Genomic DNA, 20,735 nt, shown 5'->3' with positions numbered 1-20,735 from the left:
TGGAATTCATGTTATGGGGTGCTCTCCCGTATATGGTCATCGTGTTTTGTATCACAGCGACCATCTGGAGATATGTAACCAATCCGTTTAGTTGGACATCCAAATCAAGTGAGATGCTGGAGAAACGTATGCTGCGATGGGGAAGTTTACTCTTCCACATCGGCATTTTCGCCGTCATCTGCGGACATATTGCCGGTTTGCTAGTACCGATCGAATTTTACCACTGGATTGGTCTGAGTGACGAAGCCTATCATATGGGCGCTGTGTTCGGCGGATTACCGGCAGGAATTATTGCATTTGCCGGTTTGGTTATTCTGTTGGTACGCCGCTATACGGCTCGTAGAGTGCGCGCAACAAGCAGCGTTGGGGATTGGCTGGCCCTCGCCATGTTGATTATTGTTATTGTAACTGGCATTCTGGCAACATCCGCTAATGCGGTAAACCACAGTGGGTTTGATTATCGTACAACGATTAATCCATGGTTGCGTGGACTTCTGGTCTTCCAACCTGATCCGGCTCTAATGCAAACTGTGCCCATGAACTTCAAAGTTCATATCTTGCTTACATTTGTGCTGTACTGTGTGTTCCCATTCACACGTCTCGTTCACATGCTGAGTATGCCTCTCGGATATCTCAGACGTAGCTACGTGCTGTATCGCAGAAGAGACGGAGCCGTGTATCCGAATCAGAATCAAGAACAACATAAGGAAAGGGCGATGTAAATGCAACAAAAAGGTAAAGTTCAACTGCCCTTGCAAACCGCAAGTCTGATTCTCGGTTTCATGGTATGGGTGATTCTGTCATCACTCATGCCTTTCATTAAAGAAGACATCGTACTTACGTCATCACAGCTGGCTTGGGCAACGGCTATTCCGGTATTGATCGGTTCGATTGCCCGTATTCCGATTGGGTATTGGACGAACCGATACGGGGCACGTAACATTTTCATGATCAGCTTTGTATTGTTACTCGCTCCAGTATGGTGGGTAAGCCGCGCAACATCTTTCAGTGATCTGGTCATTGGGGGATTTTTCCTCGGGATCGGTGGAGCTGTGTTCTCAGTTGGAGTAACCTCATTACCGAAGTATTATCCCAAAGAGCGTCACGGTTTTGTTAACGGGATCTATGGTATTGGTAACCTGGGTACGGCGCTTTCGGCGTTTGGAGCTCCTTTGGTTGCTGCTCAGGTGGGTTGGTCCAAAACCGTATTATTTTACAGTATTCTTTTAATTGGTATGGCGGCACTCAACTTTGCTTTGGGAGACAAAAAAGAAACACGTGTCACCCTTCCTCTGATGCAGCAGCTAAAAGATGTATCACGCAATAACAAGCTGTGGCTCTTGTGTCTTTTTTATTTCCTAACGTTTGGTTCATTTGTGGCGTTCACCGTCTACTTGCCGAATTTCCTGGTAACCAATTTCCAGATGGATAAGGTTGATGCCGGACTTCGCACCGCAGGATTCATCCTGGTCGCAACAATTATGCGTCCGGTTGGCGGATGGCTGGGTGATAAATTTAATCCGTTCAAAATATTAATGTTTGTATTTGGCGGATTGACGGTAGCGGCGATTGTGTTATCCTTCGCGCCATCCTTCTATATCTATACAGTAGGCTGTCTGACAGTTGCGCTTTGCGCGGGGACAGGTAACGGTACGATTTTCAAATTGGTGCCAATGTATTTCGTCAAACAAGCAGGAATCGCGAATGGTATGATCTCAGCTATGGGTGGTTTGGGTGGTTTCTTCCCTCCATTGATGCTGACACTGTTGTACAGTATGACAGGGCATTATGCGATTGGATTCATGGCGTTATCCCAGATTGCACTGGTAAGTCTCGTGCTTGTCATCTGGATGTTCTATCAGGAGAAACTTCAACTGTCTGCCAGCATTTTGGAGAATACAATTGAAGCGATTCTGGTGACAGATACGAACAGTGTTATTCGTTCTGTGAATCCAGCCTTCACGGCAGTTACAGGTTATACAGCTGAAGAAGCGGTAGGACAGAAGCCAAGCATGCTGAAATCAGGCAAGCAGGATAAAAAGTTCTATGATCAGTTGTGGCAGGAACTGCGTGATAAAGGATACTGGCAGGGAGAGATCTGGAACCGGAAGAAAAACGGTGAGGTCTATCAGGAATGGCTTAGTATTACAGCGATTCGTAATGAAGCTGGGGAAGTCAAATATTACGCCGGTATGTTCAGTGACATGAGTAAACCCGATCTTACGATTGCCTGAGCAAATCACATAAACGGAACAGGTTTTGAAAAAGTGATCCAACATACAGCAAGAGACCTTAACTTGATTTACAGTAGTTAAGGTCTCTTTTTGCACAAGTGGCAGTCTCCACACTCGGATAGAAGTAAGAAGAAAGAAAAAAGAATAAGCAAAATGCATGCAGCGGCTTATCGTTATGCTCAGGCGTCTCGTTGTTCCTTTAAAGCCTGCAGGTTATGAATGATGATGCGACTACGATCAACCTCAAGCAATTCATCTTTCGCAAGCTGGTTCAGCAGTCGATTGGCTGTCTCCCTTGTCGTTCCTATGGAATTAGCGAATTCCTGGTGGGTCATGGGCAGATTGATGACAATTTTATCTGCTTGTTGCTGACCATGTTGCTCTGCCAGCATGAGAAGAAAGGAGAGTACACGATTACGCACATCCTGACCGGAAAGCACTTGTAACTTATCTTGTAATTCGCGTATTTTATCGCCAAGTACACGCATAATTTTGATGGCAATGGAAGGTGTGCTGAGCATGAGCCGTTCAAAATGACGGACAGGAATCGCTAGCAGACTTGTCGGAGTAATCGCAACAGCGGTAGCGGGGTATGGATGCGCATTGAAAAATCCGGTATGTGGGAACATATCTCCTGTTTTGAGAAAGGAGACAATCTGTTCATGTCCGTTTTCGTCTGTTTTGTACGCTTTGACAATGCCGGTACGGATGAAGAAGACCGCTTCTTTTTCACTGCCTTCACTAAAGATCACTGTTTTTTTGCTGATGCTGCGGGATATGGCGATTTCTTCGACTTGTTTCAACTCTTCAGGGCTGAGATCCTGAAATATTGGGAATTGCTGCAGAAATTCAGCTGCGTTTTCTTTATTTACCCGAGTCATACGAGTTCATCCTCTCTAAAGCTCTAATTTTGTAATGGTAAATCGGATAGGAGGTTATGATTGAATTGAAAATCAATGCAAGTACGAACCTAAAACCAATCGTTATCCCTCATGAGCACGGTGGGTGGGCGATGGTTAGTGTGCCTTTCCTCGTCGGTGTGGCGGCAAGTAGTCCCCAGTGGCTTCATGTACCTCTGTTCATAGCCTGGCTTGGCCTATATCTGACCGCATATCCTTTGCTGCAATCGCTCAAACGAAACGCGAATCGGCATCGCTTGTACACATGGGCGGCCATATACGGCACGGTAGCTTTGGTCTGTCTCATACCGGCCGTCGTTGGGCAATCCTCGCTGTTATGGTTTGGCCCTATGCTCGTAGGCCTACTCCTGGTTAACATCTGGCATGTGAGACATAAGGCAGAAAGGTCACTGACCAATGACCTTTGTGCGATGTTAGTGTTCTCCCTTGGCGGAGCAGCAGCTTATTTAATTGGCAGTGGTGAATGGGATTATGGCATGTTGATCGTTGTATTATTTTCCTTTTTACATTTTACAGGAAGTACGTTCTTTGTGAAATCTGTCTTTCGGGAACGCAACAATCCTCGCTGGATCAGGTTGTCACGACTTGTGCATGTTACACTGCTATTCATTCCGGCTATCGTTGGGTATCCATGGATGGGGCTGGCCTTCGTCTATTCTGCTGCGAGAGCGTTCCGATATGCAGGTCAAACTCTACGTCCTATGAAGGTGGGCATCATTGAGATCATTGGAGCGGTGCAGTTTCTGCTCTGGTTTATCCTGCTATAAATCACATCATGTTATCATAACGTGATTTAAGTCCACATCAGGTGACATAGGTCACATCGTCATCGGATTGACATGGAATGATGCTGAACGTTTACTAACCATGAAGACATGCCCAGGGACAAGAACATATTCCCATTGAAGTCGCTATTCAAAAAAACATTAGAGGACTGATCGCTGTAAACGATCCGTCCTCTAACGTTTTATGCCTACCACGACATATTGCCAAAGGTTGACGCCGGAATTAGCAATAAAGCATATATCCGTTTTTGCAGCCAACATCGACCAAAAAATGTTCACCAAGTAAGTAAAACGCGAGCAATAGGTGTTTAATTCCAGTATAATCGGATAGGGGGAATTATACATTTTTTCGGGGGAAGATCTTAAGTATGAGTATAGGAAAGAACAAACGGATCTAGTACAATTACACTAGATATTGTAAGCGCTTGCTTTGATTTTAGAGGGAGGTACGCTGCATTCAATGAATTACCGTAATCCCGAAATCGCCGGATATTTGAGCGCTATTTCCGGACCGAGCAGGAAGTCCTACACGCTGGACGATGAGGGGCCTCCCATGTTCGCGTGCCTCAGCAGTACCATCTCATGATGGAGACGGTCTTAGTTCTGAACTTCACGCCTCGGGCAACGGTATAAAGAACGCTAGTCCTACTTATTTATGAAGGATTCTATTATTCCAATACCAAAGGAGATGCCTTATGAACCAACAACATTTACCTAAGCCCCACCAGCCGCTTGTAACCCACATCTTCACTGCGGACCCGTCCGCCCATGTCTACGAGGGCAAAATCTATATCTATCCTTCCCATGACCTCGATCATGACGAGCCGAGCAACGATAACGGTGACCAGTATAAAATGGAAGACTATCATGTGCTCTCGATGGACAACTTCGATTCCCCGGTAGTCGATCACGGCGAAGCGTTGCATCTGAGAGATATTCCGTGGGCTTCCAAGCAGCTCTGGGCTCCGGATGCTGCTTATAAGAACAATACCTATTACCTGTTCTTCCCGGCACGTGATCATGACGACATCTTCCGTCTGGGTGTGGCAACATCAGAGTCTCCGGCAGGGCCGTTCACGCCGCAGCCGAATTACATGGAAGGCAGCTTCAGTATCGATCCGGCCGTACTGGTGGATGATGACAATCAGTCATACATCTATTTCGGTGGACTCTGGGGAGGCCAGCTGGAAAAATGGCAGACCGGAAGCTTCGTACCAGATGCAGAAGGACCGGCTCCTGACCAGCCGGCGCTTGGACCACAAGTTGCCCTGCTCAGCGACGACATGCTGTCCTTCCAGGATAAACCTGTCGAGATATCCATTGTCGATGAAGATGGGAATCCAATTCTGGCTGGGGATGAGGAACGGAGATATTTTGAAGGCCCATGGATGCATAAATATAACGGCTATTACTACCTGTCCTACTCTACAGGAAGCACGCATAAGCTCGTATATGCGATCGGCAAGAACCCGATGGGGCCGTTCACATTCAAGGGTGAGATTCTCTCTCCAGTTATCGGCTGGACAACCCACCATTCCATTGTGCAAGTCGAAGACAAGTGGTATCTGTTCTATCACGACAGCTCCCTGTCGGAAGGCGTCAACCATAAACGCTGCGTTAAATATTCCGAGTTGAAATACAACGAAGACGGAACGATCCAGAAGATCAATCCTTATCCGGATGCCGAGTAAGCTGGCGGGTTAGCGGAAACAGATCAGATTACAAGATACGGCATGACATGAGGCAGCTCCTGACGGGGCTGCTTTCTTTAGCATACAGCGCAGTCTGAAAATAGAATCTATTGAAACAGGTGATTGTTTTTAATCTGTCACGCCGGGTTAATGGGAGATAAAACGATCTGGAAAAAGGGAGGGCCTACCCGAATGTGGACTGCATTGATGTGGGGCGGCATCTCCGCCTCAGCGGTTGTAATTGGTGCTCTTGCCGCATTATTCATGAAGATTCCGAAAAGGGTTATCGGTTGGATTATGGCTTTTGGAACAGGCACTCTGATTGGTGCAGCAACGTTTGAGCTTCTTGGAGATGCATTGAATGATGGAGGCATGTTGCCAACTGCTGTCGGTTTTACCGCAGGAGCTGTGGTGTATACCCTGTTTGATTGGCTCATCTCGGCCAAAGGCGGGTCCGATCGGAAACGTTCCAGCAAAAAAGATTCAAGCCAGCAAAGTGGACTCGGCATATTTGCAGGCACAGTGATGGATGCCATTCCCGAATCGATCATGCTGGGTGCCAGTTTGCTAGCAGGTAAAGGTGTCAGTGTGGTGCTGGTGGTATCGATCTTTGTCAGCAATATTCCTGAAGGGTTGTCTAGTACGGCAGGACTGAAAAATAGCAAATATAGCAAAGGCAAAATTCTACTGATGTGGCTTGGTGTATTGCTGATCTCTGCCCTTGCCGCAATGGGCGGGTATCTGTTTCTGGAACAGCTTCCGAAAGAGATCGGAGCAGCGATTGGCGCTTTTGCCGGAGGGGGTATCATAGCTATGCTTTGTTCAACGATGATGCCTGAGGCTTTTGAAGAAGGAGGGCCTGTGGTCGGGTTGATCGCATCGATGGGACTGCTGGTGTCCTTGCTGCTGGATATTTAGTTTGGGTGTACTCTGAAACATCATATAAAACTCTTATCGTATCAAACCGAAGTCTGAATCTATCAAAGCAAAAGAGTATCCTAATCAGTTCAATTCTGAATGGGATACTCTTTTCTTATAGATTGATGATGGAGTTTCAACTTTATATTGAAATTAATGACCCGAGCAGCTTCCACCGCAACCACAGGCTTCTTTACCTAGTTCTTTGGCTTCTGGTAGCCGATTCAATTCAACGGATTTAGTAAAATAGTTGCTGATCTGCTGATGCAATTGGCTGAACTCACGCTGTGCATAGATAAATCTGCGAATCAGCGGATGATCGTAAAGCGCTCGTTCTTCCTCTTCGTAGATTTTAATCTCGGATTCGAGCAACTCAATATTTTGACGTTCTTTCTCTTCAAGGGCCTGATGTTTCTCCATGAAGCGTTCATACTGCTCTGTCGCTTGTTCATCTGCGGCAAATTGGTCGATCATCTCACGCATCTCTTTGTAGCCTTCATCCTGTAACAATAGGGAGCATAGCTCCTGCATTTTATGCATAATAAGTTGTTTGTCCAATTTAACAACGGTAGTCGTCATAAGGTTAACCTCCTGAAAATTCTTTTCTTGTTATTCACTTTATACTGTAAATCGGACGTTCACTGTGACGATACTCACAACCTGGGTTAAATAGTTTACATATGCAAGCAGACGATGAATCGATCAGGAGATCATATCTTTCAACTCTTGTAGCTGCAGAATCCGAATTTCATTGCCGTTTACTTGAAGCAGCATTTGATGTTGCATCATGTTTAATTTCCGGCTTAACGTCTCTGGAGTAATTCCTAAGAGCAAGGCTATATCCTTTTTGAAAACAGGCAGTCGGATCTCAGGGTTGGCATGATTCCGGTTATGGAAATCGAGAAGAAGCTTTGCAATTTTCTGCTCCGTCGTCATAGCGCTGAGGGAGCTGTTCCACTCGTCGGTCTCATTGAGCAGACGGGTGATGGCAAGCAGGAAATGGTAAGCAAGTTTGGGGTCTTGCTCAAGTAATTGGTCGAAATCCTCTTTGCGGATAGAACATATCGACGAGGTCTCAAGAACCTCCGCATTCGATTGATGCGGTGTCTGATGCAGTAATGAATTCTGTCCGAAAAAATCACCGGAGAACAGAAAGCGAATAATATGTTCTTTACCATTCTCATTATACTTGGAGAGCTTTACACTGCCCTGATGTATCACAAAGAGGGTGTCTGAACGTTCGCCTTCTTGCACGATATATTCTCCTTTATGATATTTTTGGGTATGGAGAAGCGAGGTCAGCAATGTAGCGTCCGCAGGTTCCAGATGCTGAAAAAGCGAAACTTTGGTGAAACAGGCATCGTTTTTTCCATGGGTACAAATCATTTCTTAGTCACCTCTTTGTATATTAATGAGCCATGGTCTTACCACCGTGATTTTTACCATCTTTCGTGACACGGAGTACGGCAGAAGCACCTTTGTCTACATGTTTGAATTGGTGGGTTACGATGGGATAGTCGCCTTCCTCGGTGACAGTAAATTCAACGACTGCGCCTCCGCTGGCAGGTAACATAACGGTCTGAATACCATACTCGATGTTTCTTGGATTGCCGTCCTTGTATACACGATCCATAATCGTCCCTACGACATGGAAGGAAGAGACTTCATTTGGACCAGCGTTACTGACATAAATGCGCACGGTATCTCCTACTTTGGCCAGTAAGGGATGTTCTTTCAAAGTAAAGGTATTGCCATTAAAAACAACATACTCGGGTTCCCCGTTAACAAATGAATTGTAATCGTGCTCTTTGTACCATTCGCTCTGCACAAGGGTATACGAACGATCAACGAGGTGATCCGAAGGATATCCTGCTTTGGGCTCAACAATGATCATGCCGTACATGCCGTTGGCAATGTGAGCTAGAGTTGGTTTGCTACCGCAGTGATACATAAATACGCCAGGATTGGAGGCCGGATAAGTGAAAGTACCTTCTTCCCCCGGCATGACATCAATGAATTTACTGCTCGGAGAAGCATGAACGGCATGCATGTCCATCGAGTGATTCATGCGCGTATCTTTATTTTTCAACGTAAAAACGATCGTGTCGCCCTCCTTCACACGCAGGACTGGGCCAGGTGACGTTCCATTAAACGTCCAGGCGTTATAGATGACTCCTTTTGAAATTTCAATATCGGTCACTTGAGAGGTCATTTCGATATATACGGTTTGGCCATCTCTACGAATAACCGGATCAACGGGCGGCTGGCTGGGTGCAGTGCTTGAAAAGGCTTCTTCATTTTGGCTCTGCTGAATTGGACTTGTCGAACTGCAATGAGAGAGTGCAGCAGTGAAGATGGTCAGGATCAGCGTGTATTTATAAATGTTGGGAAACGAGAGCATAGATTCACAACCTTTCAATTAGCAAGTGATGATTTTCACAAAAACGAACTTGTGCAAGTAATATTTCAGGAATCTCCTAAGTCCAGATTACGATATCGATGGGATCATCGGTGTGATGAAGCACACATTTGTGTAGGACCAAGGGCGTTATTTTTAGACAATGTGCCAGCATTTGTTGTGCTTGGGTAAAGAGTTTCATATAATTTTATTAACGGCTCATTTGGAACAATGTGGGATAAACGACTATTTCAGCGTAAGGTTCAATGAAAGGAGAGGGTAAATGTGAAACGTTTCGAAGACGAAGGGGCATACAAATACAGCTTTTATTCTGTGCTTTACCGGGGAGAGCGAGTTGAAGTCAAATGTCCAGAATGCGGCGGGTACGCTTACATAGAACGCTCTAATGGAAAAGTGCAGTGGAGATGTAGTCAGTGCTACGCTCATGCAGTCAAAGAAGCTGACTACGAGTATGCAGCTAAGGGATATTGTACAGTATGTGAGCGGTGGTTTACGGTGCTGGTAACAGATGAGAAGATGACACCTCATCCGCTAGTCCATATTACATGTCCACACTGCGGGGCGAACAATCGAGCTACACTGCACAAAAGGCAGGTCAGTCGAGGTTATTACAACGAAATTCAAAAGGGCAGGGACCCGCTTTTTGGTCTGGAACTCTATTTTCTGGACCACATTCGAGGCAAACAGATCTGGGCGGTCAATCGGAAACATCTCAATTATCTTCTGCAGTATGTATCGGCTGATTTACGTGTGAAATATGGAGGCAGATCTCAGAAGACTGCATCACACAGTATCCCTGTCTACATCAAGGAGGCCAAGAACAGGGAAGCTGTAACCCGCGTGTTAAGGAAGATGCAGCATAACGTCAGATAAATGATTATCATCAGGAACAGGGGAAAAAAGATGAATAAGCGAATTAAATTTAGTGTTTTTCTGTTTGTGTTTGCCATGATGTGCATACCTGCTTATTTTATTATGGAGACGTATGGTGTATTTCAAAAAGAAAAGGTGTTATCAGGCTACGCCGTTGCTGTGGATGTCGAAGGTAAATCTTATCAGACATGGCCGCTCATCAACGGATATACAGCAATGGACAAACGAGGAGACGACCGCCAGCTGTATTACCGTATTGACACGAGCGGTCTACAGTATTTGTTTCAATTGGCTTATAAGGAGTACGAAGTTCAACCGGGTGGAAACAACCCGTATTTAGCAGGTCAAATCGATTACTCGCAGAGCGATCATGTGTATGTGCGAAGCGAAAACAAATATACCAATGCGAATGACTTTGTTACGGTAATCACGCTGCTGGACCGTGAGGGAAAGATAATCTATACCTATGAACAAACGGGTAAAGGGGACGATAAGCTGGTGAAGTCTATCATTCATCAAGGCATGAGCAGGACTAGCAATCGCGGCACGGAAGCCGCACGTGATCCCTACCTGAATATAACGGCGTTGTTTCGTGAAAAGCTGGGCATTGATGTAAAATTGACCGTGGATGATGAGCATAAGGTTGTCACAATTCGAATGAACAAAGTGGAGGCAAAATGATGAATATGTATGGTGTAGAGCATGGACCTGTATATCTGCAAGGGCTGACAAAGAGCGTGGCGGCAGAAAAAACACATGAAGTGGAATGGCAAGGAAAACTGCAAACCGGCGATGGACATGATCAGTTTCATATTTTTTATTATGGTGACCTGGATGAAGATGATCTGATTATGTGGCATGATATGACACCATTGTTGGTTTATGCAGAACACGCGGTTACTGGGGAACGCTATCTGCTCATTGATGCAGCGAAGCATGGTTACGATGCGATGGTGTGTGAGACGTATCCCGAGGAAGAATTGAACAACAGGCCGCTTCGTCCTTATCTTGACGTTGAGGGTGAGGATACATTTGAAGTATTTCTGACGGCATATTACAACGTGCCATGGGATGAAGAGTTTGGCGAGGATGTGGAGTCAGATGGGACGTATGAGCTGATTACAGGTGAACGAGTGCATTTCAATGAAGTAAAGCGTAATGGTTATGATGCTTTTGCCATCCGCATTCGTAATCGCAAAGGCGTAGAGACTGAAATCGTACAGGAAGAGTTGGCCTAATGTGTTTTGTCTATCCATCATCTTATGAATTTGATGATTCTAATGTTAGGAGCTGATGCTGAATGTATATCGTGTCTCACATGTTAAAGCCTGTTTCTCATCAGGAGTTGCAACAAGTGGAGCAAGAACACGCCGTTCGTCTGCCTTTGGCTTATCAACGCTGGCTGCAACAATACGGAGAAGGAACTTATTCAGGCTGGATGAACATTCAGCGGCCGGATCCTGAAGTTTTAAAACCATTTGCAGAATATGATCTTTGGGAGCATACGGAAGCAACGGTCATCAGCCAGTCCCAATTGCAAGAGTGCATTAGCATTGGAAGTTCAGTAGACGGCGATTTCCTGGTTATTCATGCAGATGTGGAAGGTCTAATTTGGCTCCCGCGGCATGATGAACAGATTACGGTATGGCCGTCGAAAGAGGCGTCTTTCGCTGATATTCTTGACCATATCTACTGCGGATATTACCACAGGGATGAGCCGTTCAGACCTGCGTATTTCGAACCGTGGAACGAGGAGAGGCAACATATTTTTTATCATTTTACGGGAAAAGAGAACGGGATATTGATGAAAGAACTGGCAGATCTGTGCGAGTCGCACTTTTCATGGGATCTGGTCATTGATAATGAATATACATGCAAGCTGTTCAGCGCCATGATTGGCGGGTATGTTCGTTTTAATATGGCGAGTGAGCGCGAAATAGTTTTATTTTATGAAAAAAATAATCATGCAACGGAGGCGCAAGAAGCGCAGCAGCAGGTGCAGGCGATACAACAGTTTTTGCAGGCACATCATTGCACTGCATTGGAATAGAGAACAGCAGAGAGCGAGGGGATTTTATGGATTGGCTGGATACAGAAATTGCAGAACAGTGGCGTAAGGAAGGCAAGCGGTATGCCAGGGATGTAAATGCATTTGTACATAAAATGCTTCAGGGAGAGCATCCGGATGAATCTGAACTGGCAGATGATGCCCGGCATTCGCTCAGTTCCAAAGTGATGAAAATGGTGAAACAGGCTAATCTTCAAGGTGAGGTGGAGCGTCTTCGAGAAGAATTACCTGCGGCGACGTGGCCGCTGAGCAATCATTTTCAGGATTCTATGCAGGCCGTGCAAGTTGTAGGTTACTTGAATGAGGATACGATGCTCTGTAATACAGGAGTATTGTCGAATAACGGGCAGGTATATACGATGGATCAGCAGGGATGGTGGTGTAGTCCGGATTACACCATGGCAGGCTGTTCAGCGGGCGGCGCTTACGTAGCTCTGGCGAGTCATGAAGGTATTCGCGTCATTCGTGAACCAGACCGCAAGCTGGAAGGAGAGCAAGTCGCATACTACCCGTGGGACAAGATCAAAGATCGAATCAAAGCTCAATTGCCTGAAATTGAATCCCTGGCAGATACGATACATCCCGAGAACACGATTGAAAAGCTGATCCCCATGGATCAAGGACAGGCGCTGCTGCTTCAATCCCGTTACGGCATCTATCTGGTAGAGCAGGAACAGGTGAGTATTCTTCATCCCGATGTGTCAGAGATTAAGGAGTACGAATACGAGGACACTCAACTTTCTATGGGACATGCCGCAGTATCTTCGGATGAGCGCTGGATTGCCTGGGGAAGCCAGATGAGTAGCCATACGGTGCTGAATCGGGAAAATAACAAGACGTATCAGGTGAAGCCGGAGTCGAGTTATCCGCACTGTGCAGCATTCAGTCAGAACAATCAAGTTGTCTGGTTTAACGCCTGCCATTTCTACAATGGAGTAACGATTCAAGTTCCGCTAGACAGCATTGCTGATCGTAAACAGGATGAAGAGTGGCCTATTATGGAAGAGAATGCTCGTGTGTATACCATGATTGAGATGGAGGTAGGCATGGTGATTGGTGATGCATACGGTTATTTGTATTGCATCAACCGCGAAGGACAAGAACTATGGCGTCATTTTGTGGGCTCAACGATCTGTTCTCTGGCTGTGTCACCTGAGCAGTCTCAGCTTGCTGTGGGAACATATGGCGGTATGTTGCACATCCTTGATCTGGGTTCGGAACGGATGGACGAATACGGAATTGGCACAGGTACGTTGCGTGAACGGGAGCGTTACGTATTATGGCGTGAACAGGAGCCGCTGCGCTGGTAGCATAGACTGGCAGGCCTTGAATGAATGAATTTGATTTTGCTAAAGGATGATGAGGGTGGAACGTCAAGAGGCTATAGTGTTGTTAAAATATCACGCCTTTGCTCACGATGATGTGAATCATCCGAAAATGGAACATGGCTTTCTCGGTAGCTTACGTCCGTTTCGCGGTCAATTAATTGAAGAGAACTTCCATGAATTAATGCGCATATTACGCACGCTCGCTCCAGATCTTTCGCGTGCAGCACTGGATCGGGAAGTAATCGCTTGCCTATGGAGCATTACTCATCTGGCGAGGACTTGGGCTGTAGAACCGGAGGGTATGCTTCGCAGTAACCAACTCATCTCAGATGAGCAGGTTGCAGTGATGGAGGAATGGCTTAATCTGTTCTCGTATGCAGTTATGATCCTGATTGAAGGCGGCGATGAACAAGAGGCGTTCTGGGGATATGAACAATATGTGTTGGACCGAAGTGTGCAGAAAGGTGAAGGTGACGGGATATGAAGTCTGGAGTGGATACTGTTATCAATGATCTGCGGATAGAATTGAACCATCTGTTAGACCTGAAAATACAAGATGAAGAGATTCGGTCATTGTATGACACGTATCTTCAATTGTCAGGGGTATCCGAGGCAGAACTTGATCAGTTCGAGAAACTGTATGAGGTTCGCCTGCCCTCTGATTTCCGTGCTTTTTACCGCCATACGGATGGCAGTGGTTATGGTCTGCATATGTTGTACCCGGGGGATGTAGAGCAGAGGCCTTGTCAACCGTTCTATCTAATGTCACTTGATGAGATAGTCGAGACCAAACAATATTTCTGTGATGTGGACGAGAAGCTGGAGGAGCATTACGGGGATGAAGAGATTCGCCAGTTAGATCCTGAGATCAAACCGTATTTGTTCCATAAATCATGGATTCCTTTTGCCACAATGGCTGGAGGTTCGCTCTACTTGATGTTTGATTTTGATCCAGCAGAGGCGGGGACATACGGACAGATTATTATGTATGTGCATGATCCAGACTTTGTTTATTACGTTACATCATCGTTTACGGAGCTTCTCCGTATGTCTAACCGCAATTTGAGCCTAATGGATGAGATTGAATACTAGGGCCCTTGATATTCGTTGTACACCACTATGGATATAAAAAGATGAAATAGCCAAAAGGCAGGAGCTACATGAATAGCTCCTGCCTTTTTGACTAAAACGTAAAGGCTCCCGTCTACCACTGAAAAAAACGGTGACCATGAAATCCGCCGGGGCCTCCAGGCCCACCGGGTCCGCCCGGTCCGCCATGGCCCCCGTGTCCTCCTGGACCGCCGCCGTGAGGGCCTCCCGGATATCCCGGATAATGTCCTGGATAACCACCATGCCACCATGGTCCAAGTCCACCTATGGGAAAAGGAAGAGGAAAAGGCACTACCGGTGGATAAGGATAGGGGTATGGATAAGGGTAAGGGGGTGGAGGTGGCGGATAATAAGGATAAGGATAGCCTACAGATTGCTGGGTTGATGATGCACCTGGAACATATGACATATCACAAACCTCCAATGTCTGGATTGATGATATCAGCCTATGCGGATTCTTCACTCGCTGACACAGCAACTTAGCCCAGTAGAAATGGGCTCACCGATCTGGGCGCTGGGCATACGCTGAGGTATAGGGTACCACCTAAACCGAGAGCGAAGGGCAGGCGTTTTATTTTGGCAACCTCGTACATGGATTTCACTTTACCGACTACGCAGTTTACGTATGATCTGAGCAACAATCCGCTTTTCAAGAAAGATGAGTATAATTACATTAATGCACTTTCGGTTAAACAACTCAATACGTTGGGCGACAGCTCTTTATTGGATATTTTTCTGAGTGCAGGCAATGTCGTTGAACCTCACATTCATCAAAACGCGACCGAGCTTGTTTATTGCATCAGCGGTGCGGCGGTCGTTTCTCTCATTAACCCGTTCACGAATGAACTGCTTCACTTCCCCATTACACCAGGGCAGACCGCTAACGTACCGCAAGGATGGTGGCACTATGAAGTGGCGACGGCAGATCACACACATCTGCTCGCGATCTTTGATGCCCCTGTGCCTGAAGCGATCTTCGGCTCTGATATTTTGCGACTGACTCCCGCGAAAGTACTGGCTCACACCTATTGTCTGGATGAACATAAAGTGCAGGAAGCATTGGCCCCCATTCAAAAAACGGTAATTATCGGCCCGCCAAAAGGTTGTAAAACGCAGATCGCGCCTGTATCCAACCACATGCCTAAAGTGGGACCGAATCTTCAACCAAACATCCAACCAGTTAATATCCCACCTAGTATCAAACCGAATATTGAACCAAAGATCGAACATATTGCCCAACCGAATATGCAACCGAACTTACAGCCTAATATTCAACCCAACATCGAGCCGAATGTACAGCCTAATATGCAACCCAATATGCCTCCTTATGTAAATCGTCTTTCACATTGGGGTACATGGGTAGATCCGCGTATTATCCACGAACCGGGATGCCCATACTATAGCGAAATCCCGGTGCAATTAAACTCGGATGATAAGGCCTAAATTGAATCATATTTCTCTATTTACTCTTGCTTGTACGAATCTATTTCGTATTTTGTTCTCATTACCGTGAGCTTTATGATAAGCAGATCTGGCATGATTACGATAATCTTTATTATGAAGCATCATAACGATAAGGGCGTTCAACTAAGAGCGCCTTTTTTGTTTTTTTAATCATTTTTCTCGCGAGATGTCACAAACTTCATACGTTATTTGTCTTCAGTAAGTAGACCAAATGAGACCAGATGATGGAGGAGAATGAATATGAATTTACGTATGAATTACAGAGCGGCGAACCCTGGTGCTTTCAAAGCTATGATGGCGTTGGAGCAATATGTATCCGGGCAATTTGAAGATAAGGTGTTATATGAGTTGTTGAAAATCCGTGTCTCTCAGATCAATGGCTGTGCCTTTTGTATAGATATGCATGCTAAAGACTTGATGAAGCTGGGCGATTATGGGGATCATATTCTTTTGCTCAGTGTGTGGCATGAAGTGCCTATATTTACGGAGAAACAACGTGTTATGCTTGAGATGGCCGAGGTTGTGACGCGAATATCGGAGCATGGGGTTCCACTTGAGCTGTATAATAAAATTCGTGAACACTTCAGCGAAACTGAAATCGTTAATTTGATTATGGCGATTAATTCAATCAACAGTTGGAACCGTATTGCCATTACGACAGGCATGTACCCAGGATGTTTTAACTAACAGGATAAACGAGAAAAATAAACGATAAACGAACCAAGCCAGAGGAGGCGATCCTATGCAGTCCAATCTTAATTCTGATTCTAATCAACATAAGTATACGCCGGAACCGTCTTCTCTGGATGTTGGTGCATTGTATAAACAGTATAAGAATTATGCCTTCTCGATCGCATATCGAATGCTGGGCAGTGTGACTGAGGCGGAAGATATCGTTCAGGACTGCTTCGCAGAACTTCAAAGGTTGAGGAATCAGCTTATTCACCAACCTAAGTCTTACATTGGAAAACTCATCGTGAACCGCTGTTTGAATCTGTTGAACTCTGCTCGCAACCAGAGGGAGCATTATGTCGGGGAATGGCTTCCCGAGCCGCTTGGTGTTCATGAATTAGTTAATACGCCAGAGGAAGCGATACAGCAAAAAGAAATGATTTCGTACGCCTATCTGGTTATGCTTGAACGTCTGTCACCCGTGGAACGGGCTGTATTTGTGCTACGCGAAGCGTTTGAGCATGACTATTCGGAGATTGCGGGATGGCTGGGGAAAACAGAAAGCAACTGTCGACAGATTTACAGTCGTGCCAGACGAAATTTACCTGAACAACTTCCAGTCATAGAGCAAGCGAGCGCCAATTGGAAAACTAAAAAAGAAGTGCTTAGCCGTTTCACCACGGCATTTCTAGCACATGACGTTTCAGCTATGCTGGAGCTGCTGACAGATCAACCTGTGTTCACAGCGGATGGCGGCGGCGTAGCACGCACGATTATGCGAACAATGCATGTGCATAAAGGTGTGCTCGCCATCCTTACCTCTCCTAGAGTGCTACGTTCGTTAAGAGAAAGAATGTGGAAGCCTGCATTCATTAATGGCGAGCCTCAGCTCGCTTTAATGAAAGATGGGCAGGTCACTGAAGTGTTATGTTTGGAAATGGATGCTTCAGGGAAGCGAATCCATGGCGTGTATCTCATTGTCAATCCAAACAAACTGGCAACTGTGCAATTATGAACTAATAATAGTAATGACATGTTTAACTGTGACTACTCAATTAAGCGACATGATTCTTTTTAAAAAGGACTGTCGCTTTTTTGTTTTATATACCGTCTAATCTACTTTCGTTTATCTATCATAAATTTGATTCTAGGTTTATACATGGTATGATCTAATAGATTTCAAAAATAGTAAATATATGCCATGAATGAAGTAGATTTTGAATTCAACACAAGTGAGGTTGTACGTATTGAGAAAACTAAATTATGTGCACATGTTTGTTTTTCTTAGTGCAATTACGGTTGTCACGCTGGGGTTGTATTACATAGCGGCCGACTGGCTGAATCAGCGGTATTTCCGTTTCCTGATCTGGAATTTGTTCTTGGGCTGGATTCCATTTGTATTCTCATCCCTAACCTATGGTTTGGGCCGTCTGAAATGGAAAGGAGCCATATGGATCGCGATACCGAGTGCGATGATGTGGCTGTTGTTTTTCCCCAACTCTTCGTATATCGTTACGGATTTGCTTCACCTGACGTCAAGGAGTTCAAGGTATTTCTCTGGAAGCCTTGCCGAGTTTCACTATTGGTATGATCTGATGGTTGTGCTGATGTTTGTGTGGACAGGACTGCTGATCGGCTTCCTATCAATGTATCAGATTCAGGAAGTCATCTATAATCGGTTAGGACGTGCGGCGTCATGGATATTTGTACTGGGTGGAACAGCTCTTGGCAGTTATGGTGTTTTGCTTGGACGGGTTTATCGGTTAAACAGCTGGGATGCATTGACTAATCGCGAGTTGTTAATCAGGCTGATGCACGAAAGTGTTAGCCGGCCCTCCTTGGCGTTTTGTATGTTCTTTGGAACGTTTCTTCTTACTGTCTATCTCACGTTATATTATTTGCTGAATGCGAGAGGGTCTGGACCAGATCAACGAAGTTTACAAACCAATGATAAGAAAGTGTAGGTGCTTCGATATGCTGGATGCAGTAAAGGTCAGGGAAAAAGTCAAAGAGGTTATGGAACAAAAAGATTTTTCGGGTGTTGTGCTGTGCAAACAGGAGGGGGAGACCCTTTTTCAGATGGTGCGAGGGTATGCGAACCGTAGTGATGAACTTCTGAATGATGTGAATACACGTTTTGGTATTGCTTCGGGCTGTAAGGTTTTTACAGCTGTAAGTATAGGTCAGTTGATTGAGCAAGGACATTTTACGTTAGACTCCAAATTAAAGGATGTCCTAAAACTAACGTTTCCGGCGTGGGATTCAGAGATCACAGTGCACCAATTGCTGACCCATACTTCTGGCGTACCGGATTATTTTGATGAGGACGTGATGGATGATTTTTCAGCGTTGTGGAGAGACAGACCCGTGTATGTGATGCGACAGCTCAGTGATTTTCTGCCTATGTTTCAACATCTGCCAATGAAGTCTGCTCCTGGTGAGAAATTTCATTATAACAATGCGGCATTTATCGTACTCGGACTCATTGTGGAGCAATACACTGGCTTGGCCTTTACAACATATGTGGAGGAACATATTTTCAAACGTGCGGGTATGCAAGATTCAGGTTATTTCCTGACAGATCAGCTTCCGCGTAACACAGCTATTGGATATATCGATGCTGACGACGGGACATGGACTAGTAATATTTTTTCGATCCCCATTCAAGGTGGAGCAGATGGCGGAGCCTATGTAACCGCACCAGATATGATTCGTTTCTGGGATGCTCTGCTGGGGCATACGTTGCTTGGTGAGGAGATGACACGATATTTGTTGACACCCTACGCGCACGATGAGGACGAGGAATTTTATGGTTTGGGGATATGGCTGGAGTTACGTGAAAAAGAAATATTTAAGGCTCATGTCATGGGTTTTGACCCAGGTGTTTCGTTTATGTCTGGCGTGTATCCCAAGCATGGGGTTCAACTTGTGGTTATTTCGAATCAGGAGTCAGGGCCTTATCCTATAACGTTGGCTGTAGAGGAAGCAATGGTGTAAAGGGAGTGGTGAGGTTGGAAAATATCGTATCGTAGACAATTGTTCTGAAACGGACAGAAGGGAGAACGCCGTAGCAGGTTAATTCCTAATGTCTGAGTACCCTTGCCCTTCCACTTAACGATCACGCAATCCAGGCAAGGGTATATGTTTGAAATATTTCACTTGGAATCATTGTAAATTGAATTGGGCAACTGTGCTAGCTTCCACAATTCAGGCATAATGAATCTGGGGAATACGTCGATGGGTGGCTTTTCCTTCTTGCGTTTGTCATTAGTCAGCACGGTCACAAGTTCCAACTCGGGAACAACATATACATACTGACCTCCAAATCCTCTGGCGTAGTAATAATCTAGTGATTTGAGACGCTCTGAATCCGTAGGTCGGTGTTGGGGGACCGAGTTATCGTCAAGAAGTTGACCTGCATATTGATCCACCCACCAGTGCCAGCCGTAACTGCCATGGTTTGGCGGTGGGACTGTGATGAAGGGCTGGGTTGAACGTTTGACGAGTTGGCTGGAAATAAGCTGTTTTCCTTCCCATTTCCCTTCCTGAAGGTAGAGTTGTCCGAATCTGAGCAAGTCGGTTGGTAGCAGTCTCAGGCCAAATCCACCCGTGTGTACACCTTGGGGATCTTGCTCCCATTCATAATCTTGAATGCCAAGTGGGCCAAATAGATAACGCTCGGCATACGCTGCTACACTCATGCCTACATGTTGCATTAATATTGAAGATAGAATCTGGGAAACTCCCGAATTGTATTCCATATGTGTGCCGGGTTCATGTCGCAAACGTTGTTCTAAAGCAAAGTTGACCCAATGATCCGTACGTGTCATACGTGGAAACGAATTTTGTCCGCCGAACTCATCCCAGTTAAATCCGGCTGTCATTGTAAGCAGTTGCTCTAGGGTAATTGCTGGTTTACGTGGGTCAGGATCAGAAGTAAGCTGTGGGAAAAAGGTAGATATGGGCGTGCCTGCCTCGGGCAGTAGCCCTTGATCCATGGCGATACAGATGAGCGCAGAGATGATGCTCTTGGTACATGAATTGATTTTGGCGATATCTGTCTCAGCCTGTGCATTCCGGTAGTGCTTGTAAACGATCTCCCCGCGTACACTGACCAGACAGCTTCTGAGATCCAGCGGTGGAATGATCTGTTGCAATGTATGATGAAGGTTTAGGGAATTCATAGTGTCCTTTCTGTGTTCGTTATGTATTTAGTATGTAGATTCCAAAGGGTTGCCCACTATGTTAGCATA

23 protein-coding genes are annotated in these 20,735 nt (G+C 45.6%); 17 read left to right on the top strand and 6 right to left on the bottom strand.

The genetic code is table 11. The features are described 5' to 3' along the window. Positions 1–8 precede the first annotated feature (8 nt). Together narI and MKY23_RS17025 are read left to right on the top strand one after the other, a co-directional pair. Positions 9–722 carry a respiratory nitrate reductase subunit gamma gene (gene narI, locus MKY23_RS17030; RefSeq protein WP_090917322.1) on the top strand — a complete coding sequence of 238 codons (714 nt, stop codon included), beginning with the start codon at positions 9–11 and terminating at the stop codon, positions 720–722. Continuing rightward, positions 723–2,234, top strand: coding sequence for an MFS transporter (locus MKY23_RS17025; RefSeq protein WP_308723367.1), 1,512 nt, complete (start codon positions 723–725; stop codon positions 2,232–2,234). It begins immediately after the preceding gene. 179 nt (positions 2,235–2,413) lie between these two features. Here MKY23_RS17025 and MKY23_RS17020 read toward each other — a convergent pair whose 3' ends face one another. Further along, complete coding sequence (locus MKY23_RS17020; RefSeq protein ID WP_090916998.1) at positions 2,414–3,115, bottom strand: Crp/Fnr family transcriptional regulator; 702 nt, start codon at positions 3,113–3,115, stop codon at positions 2,414–2,416. A 56-nt stretch (positions 3,116–3,171) separates the two neighbouring features. Between MKY23_RS17020 and MKY23_RS17015 the strand changes: the two genes are divergently transcribed. From MKY23_RS17015 to MKY23_RS17005, 3 genes are all read left to right on the top strand, one after another. Beyond that, positions 3,172–3,921 (top strand): YwiC-like family protein, encoded by a 750-nt coding sequence (locus MKY23_RS17015; protein WP_308723366.1) that lies wholly within the window; start codon positions 3,172–3,174, stop codon positions 3,919–3,921. 713 nt (positions 3,922–4,634) lie between these two features. Beyond that, positions 4,635–5,630, top strand: coding sequence for a glycoside hydrolase family 43 protein (locus MKY23_RS17010; protein ID WP_154890552.1), 996 nt, complete (start codon positions 4,635–4,637; stop codon positions 5,628–5,630). A 192-nt stretch (positions 5,631–5,822) separates the two neighbouring features. After that, positions 5,823–6,548 carry a ZIP family metal transporter gene (locus tag MKY23_RS17005; protein ID WP_154957524.1) on the top strand — a complete coding sequence of 242 codons (726 nt, stop codon included), beginning with the start codon at positions 5,823–5,825 and terminating at the stop codon, positions 6,546–6,548. Between the two features lie 153 nt (positions 6,549–6,701). Here the strand turns inward: MKY23_RS17005 and MKY23_RS17000 are convergent, their stop codons facing one another. The 3 genes from MKY23_RS17000 to MKY23_RS16990 all read right to left on the bottom strand — a co-directional run bounded on the left by MKY23_RS17000 (position 6,702) and on the right by MKY23_RS16990 (position 8,949). Then, entirely contained in the window at positions 6,702–7,127 is a 426-nt protein-coding gene (locus MKY23_RS17000) for a YlbF family regulator (protein ID WP_154890551.1), read from the bottom strand. 123 nt (positions 7,128–7,250) lie between these two features. After that, positions 7,251–7,934, bottom strand: a complete 684-nt coding sequence (locus tag MKY23_RS16995) for a Crp/Fnr family transcriptional regulator (protein ID WP_339831020.1) — start codon at positions 7,932–7,934, stop codon at positions 7,251–7,253. A 22-nt stretch (positions 7,935–7,956) separates the two neighbouring features. Beyond that, entirely contained in the window at positions 7,957–8,949 is a 993-nt protein-coding gene (locus tag MKY23_RS16990) for a multicopper oxidase domain-containing protein (protein WP_251505439.1), read from the bottom strand. Positions 8,950–9,231: 282 nt separating this feature from the next. Here MKY23_RS16990 and MKY23_RS16985 point away from each other — a divergent pair, with 282 nt between their 5' ends. From MKY23_RS16985 to MKY23_RS16955, 7 genes are all read left to right on the top strand, one after another. Further along, positions 9,232–9,840: a hypothetical protein gene (locus MKY23_RS16985; protein WP_339831015.1), complete on the top strand. Its 609-nt coding sequence runs from the start codon at positions 9,232–9,234 to the stop codon at positions 9,838–9,840. Between the two features lie 30 nt (positions 9,841–9,870). Next, positions 9,871–10,521: a hypothetical protein gene (locus tag MKY23_RS16980; protein ID WP_339831013.1), complete on the top strand. Its 651-nt coding sequence runs from the start codon at positions 9,871–9,873 to the stop codon at positions 10,519–10,521. Next, a complete protein-coding gene (locus tag MKY23_RS16975; protein ID WP_339831011.1) occupies positions 10,518–11,078 on the top strand; it encodes a hypothetical protein in 561 nt (186 codons plus the stop codon). The genes MKY23_RS16980 and MKY23_RS16975 overlap by 4 nt, the downstream gene beginning before the upstream one ends. 62 nt (positions 11,079–11,140) lie before the next feature. Next, the gene (locus tag MKY23_RS16970; protein ID WP_339831009.1) at positions 11,141–11,890 is read left to right on the top strand and encodes an SMI1/KNR4 family protein; all 750 of its coding nucleotides are present in this window, start codon (positions 11,141–11,143) and stop codon (positions 11,888–11,890) included. Positions 11,891–11,916: 26 nt separating this feature from the next. Next, positions 11,917–13,218: a hypothetical protein gene (locus MKY23_RS16965; RefSeq protein ID WP_339831007.1), complete on the top strand. Its 1,302-nt coding sequence runs from the start codon at positions 11,917–11,919 to the stop codon at positions 13,216–13,218. A 46-nt stretch (positions 13,219–13,264) separates the two neighbouring features. Beyond that, positions 13,265–13,720, top strand: a complete 456-nt coding sequence (locus MKY23_RS16960; RefSeq protein WP_339831005.1) for a hypothetical protein — start codon at positions 13,265–13,267, stop codon at positions 13,718–13,720. Further along, the gene (locus MKY23_RS16955) at positions 13,717–14,328 is read left to right on the top strand and encodes an SMI1/KNR4 family protein (RefSeq protein WP_339831003.1); all 612 of its coding nucleotides are present in this window, start codon (positions 13,717–13,719) and stop codon (positions 14,326–14,328) included. Before MKY23_RS16960 ends, MKY23_RS16955 begins: the two co-directional genes overlap by 4 nt. Before the next feature lie 112 nt (positions 14,329–14,440). Here MKY23_RS16955 and MKY23_RS16950 read toward each other — a convergent pair whose 3' ends face one another. Further along, on the bottom strand, positions 14,441–14,755 hold the full coding sequence (locus tag MKY23_RS16950; RefSeq protein WP_339831001.1) for a hypothetical protein: 315 nt from the start codon (positions 14,753–14,755) through the stop codon (positions 14,441–14,443). Between the two features lie 167 nt (positions 14,756–14,922). Here MKY23_RS16950 and MKY23_RS16945 point away from each other — a divergent pair, with 167 nt between their 5' ends. The 5 genes from MKY23_RS16945 (at position 14,923) to MKY23_RS16925 (ending at position 19,479) form a co-directional block, all read left to right on the top strand. Continuing rightward, complete coding sequence (locus MKY23_RS16945) at positions 14,923–15,789, top strand: cupin domain-containing protein (RefSeq protein WP_339830999.1); 867 nt, start codon at positions 14,923–14,925, stop codon at positions 15,787–15,789. A gap of 261 nt (positions 15,790–16,050) precedes the next feature. After that, positions 16,051–16,497, top strand: coding sequence for a carboxymuconolactone decarboxylase family protein (locus MKY23_RS16940; protein WP_090916963.1), 447 nt, complete (start codon positions 16,051–16,053; stop codon positions 16,495–16,497). A 55-nt stretch (positions 16,498–16,552) separates the two neighbouring features. Next, the gene (locus MKY23_RS16935; protein ID WP_339830996.1) at positions 16,553–17,497 is read left to right on the top strand and encodes a sigma-70 family RNA polymerase sigma factor; all 945 of its coding nucleotides are present in this window, start codon (positions 16,553–16,555) and stop codon (positions 17,495–17,497) included. A gap of 232 nt (positions 17,498–17,729) precedes the next feature. Next, positions 17,730–18,446 carry a DUF1361 domain-containing protein gene (locus tag MKY23_RS16930; RefSeq protein ID WP_339830994.1) on the top strand — a complete coding sequence of 239 codons (717 nt, stop codon included), beginning with the start codon at positions 17,730–17,732 and terminating at the stop codon, positions 18,444–18,446. A gap of 10 nt (positions 18,447–18,456) precedes the next feature. Beyond that, entirely contained in the window at positions 18,457–19,479 is a 1,023-nt protein-coding gene (locus tag MKY23_RS16925) for a serine hydrolase (protein WP_339830992.1), read from the top strand. A 158-nt stretch (positions 19,480–19,637) separates the two neighbouring features. On the opposite strand, the gene MKY23_RS16920 is transcribed toward MKY23_RS16925, so the two are convergent. Beyond that, on the bottom strand, positions 19,638–20,639 hold the full coding sequence (locus MKY23_RS16920; protein WP_339830990.1) for a serine hydrolase: 1,002 nt from the start codon (positions 20,637–20,639) through the stop codon (positions 19,638–19,640). Between the last annotated feature and the right edge of the window lie 96 nt (positions 20,640–20,735).

This window comes from Paenibacillus sp. FSL R7-0272 (genome assembly GCF_037969905.1).
Taxonomy (GTDB): domain Bacteria; phylum Bacillota; class Bacilli; order Paenibacillales; family Paenibacillaceae; genus Paenibacillus; species Paenibacillus polysaccharolyticus.
Note: the sequence above shows the minus strand (reverse complement) of the source record. Positions and strands in the feature narration are given on the sequence as shown.

Bases quoted from the DNA above. Each gene is read 5' to 3' on its own strand.
- MKY23_RS17025 (WP_308723367.1), top strand. From the start codon at position 723: ATGCAACAAAAAGGTAAAGTTCAACTGCCCTTGCAAACCGCAAGTCTG.
- MKY23_RS16965 (WP_339831007.1), top strand. From the start codon at position 11,917: ATGGATTGGCTGGATACAGAAATTGCAGAACAGTGGCGTAAGGAAGGC.
- MKY23_RS16935 (WP_339830996.1), top strand. From the start codon at position 16,553: ATGCAGTCCAATCTTAATTCTGATTCTAATCAACATAAGTATACGCCG.
- MKY23_RS17010 (WP_154890552.1), top strand. From the start codon at position 4,635: ATGAACCAACAACATTTACCTAAGCCCCACCAGCCGCTTGTAACCCAC.
- MKY23_RS16990 (WP_251505439.1), bottom strand. From the start codon at position 8,949: ATGCTCTCGTTTCCCAACATTTATAAATACACGCTGATCCTGACCATC.
- MKY23_RS16995 (WP_339831020.1), bottom strand. From the start codon at position 7,934: ATGATTTGTACCCATGGAAAAAACGATGCCTGTTTCACCAAAGTTTCG.
- MKY23_RS16950 (WP_339831001.1), bottom strand. From the start codon at position 14,755: ATGTCATATGTTCCAGGTGCATCATCAACCCAGCAATCTGTAGGCTAT.
- MKY23_RS17005 (WP_154957524.1), top strand. From the start codon at position 5,823: ATGTGGACTGCATTGATGTGGGGCGGCATCTCCGCCTCAGCGGTTGTA.
- narI (WP_090917322.1), top strand. From the start codon at position 9: ATGTTATGGGGTGCTCTCCCGTATATGGTCATCGTGTTTTGTATCACA.
- MKY23_RS16960 (WP_339831005.1), top strand. From the start codon at position 13,265: ATGATGAGGGTGGAACGTCAAGAGGCTATAGTGTTGTTAAAATATCAC.
- MKY23_RS16975 (WP_339831011.1), top strand. From the start codon at position 10,518: ATGATGAATATGTATGGTGTAGAGCATGGACCTGTATATCTGCAAGGG.
- MKY23_RS17020 (WP_090916998.1), bottom strand. From the start codon at position 3,115: ATGACTCGGGTAAATAAAGAAAACGCAGCTGAATTTCTGCAGCAATTC.
- MKY23_RS16970 (WP_339831009.1), top strand. From the start codon at position 11,141: ATGTATATCGTGTCTCACATGTTAAAGCCTGTTTCTCATCAGGAGTTG.
- MKY23_RS17000 (WP_154890551.1), bottom strand. From the start codon at position 7,127: ATGACGACTACCGTTGTTAAATTGGACAAACAACTTATTATGCATAAA.
- MKY23_RS16925 (WP_339830992.1), top strand. From the start codon at position 18,457: ATGCTGGATGCAGTAAAGGTCAGGGAAAAAGTCAAAGAGGTTATGGAA.
- MKY23_RS16955 (WP_339831003.1), top strand. From the start codon at position 13,717: ATGAAGTCTGGAGTGGATACTGTTATCAATGATCTGCGGATAGAATTG.
- MKY23_RS16940 (WP_090916963.1), top strand. From the start codon at position 16,051: ATGAATTTACGTATGAATTACAGAGCGGCGAACCCTGGTGCTTTCAAA.
- MKY23_RS16980 (WP_339831013.1), top strand. From the start codon at position 9,871: ATGAATAAGCGAATTAAATTTAGTGTTTTTCTGTTTGTGTTTGCCATG.
- MKY23_RS17015 (WP_308723366.1), top strand. From the start codon at position 3,172: ATGATTGAATTGAAAATCAATGCAAGTACGAACCTAAAACCAATCGTT.